The sequence below is a fragment of the Nocardia sp. NPDC003482 genome (assembly GCF_053588115.1).
Genome location: NZ_JBSFPI010000064.1, coordinates 1 through 1,522, shown reverse-complemented (window position 1 = coordinate 1,522; position 1,522 = coordinate 1). Strand labels below are relative to the sequence as shown.

The 1,522-nt window shown below is 68.2% G+C and carries 1 protein-coding gene; it reads right to left on the bottom strand.

Going from position 1 to position 1,522, the window contains the following annotated elements; genetic code table 11:
• Nucleotides 1-29: 29 nt before the first annotated feature.
• Nucleotides 30-1,247 carry an IS110 family transposase gene (locus tag ACWDSJ_RS37805; RefSeq protein ID WP_450037676.1) on the bottom strand — a complete coding sequence of 406 codons (1,218 nt, stop codon included), beginning with the start codon at nucleotides 1,245-1,247 and terminating at the stop codon, nucleotides 30-32.
• Between the last annotated feature and the right edge of the window lie 275 nt (nucleotides 1,248-1,522).

The window sequence follows — 1,522 nt, the reverse complement described above, 5'->3', positions numbered from 1 at the left end:
GAATAAAGACATCCCAGGGTCTTTGGGTGTCAAGCGGGGGCCGGGTTGTGGGTGGGCCAGGCGGTGGTTTCGTTGTAGGGGGTGTGGGTGGTGAGGCAGCCGTGGAGGATGCCGACGAGGCGGTTGGCGAGTTGGCGGAGGGCGGGGTAGTGGTCGAGGCCTCGGGCGCGGTGGTGGTTGTAGTAGGCGCGGGCGCCGGGTGAGGCGGTGAGGGCGCTGAAGGCTTGGCGGTGCAGGGCGTCGATGAGGCGGTCGTTGTGCACGTATCGGGCGGTGACGATTTTCTTTTTCCCGGAGGCGCGGGTGATGGGGCTGGTGCCCGCGTAGTTCTTGCGGGCCTTGGCCGTGGTGTAGCGGCCGCGGGCGTCTCCGAACTCGGCGAGCACCCGGGCGCCTAGGATCATGCCCATCCCGGGTTGGGACAGGATGATCTCAGCGTCCGGGTGCCGCCCAAAATGGGCATCGACCTGGCTTTGCAGCTCGCTGATCTGTTCGGTGAGGGTGATCAGCACGTGCACCAGGGCGCGGGTGACCGCGGCGGAGGCGGTGTCGATGACGGGGTCTCGGCGCAGGTGCTCGGCGCGTAGCAGCGATTGGATCGCGGCTGCTTTGACCTCGATGTCGCGGCGGTGCGCGCGCATCAGCGCGGCCCGGATCTGGTTGAGCGACAACCGCGCCGCCGTTGTCGGGTCGGGTGCCTTGCCCAGCAGCTCCAGCGTGTCGGGCGCGGACAGATCGTCGAACGCGGCCAGCGCGGCGGGGAAATACTCACGCAGCCCGTGCCGCAGCCGTTGCGCGGTGCGGGTGCGTTCCCACACCAACGTCTTGTGCGCGCGGGCCACCACCTTCACCGCCTGCACCCGCGCGCTGTCCGCGGCGACCGGCCGCAACTGGTGCGCGTCGGTGCGCACCATATCGGCCAACACGTGCGCATCGGCCGGGTCGCTCTTGGCGCGGGAAACGCTGTGTCGTTCCCGATACCGGGCCGCTTGCAACGGATTCACCGCGAACACCGCATACCCCGCGGCGAGCAACGCCGCGACCCACGGCCCCCGATCGGTCTCGATCCCCACCAGCACCTCACCGGCATCACCGTCCGCACCGAGATGCTCACCGATCAACGCGTGCAACCGCGTGAGGCCCTCCACCCCCTCGGGCAGCCGGGCCCGCGCCAACCGTGTGCCCGCCGCGTCCATCACCTCCACATCGTGATGGTCCTCGGCCCAATCGTCCCCCACGAACAACACCACGAAACCTCCTGCCACACGACCCGATACCCGCAACGGCAGCATGCGGGAGAACTCTCGGCGACCTAATGAAACAGTGCTCACACCACCACTACGACAGGGGCGGTGGGCACGACATCCCAGCAGCGATCCATCCTCCCGACCGGCCAGCAGGGGCACACTCTTTATTCAGAACTCCAAGGTCCCGGGTGCACACAGTGCTCACCCACCAGCCGCTACCAGCAGCGAGTCTGCCCGACGACCGACCCGCTACACCTCATTAGGGTGCGGCTGGG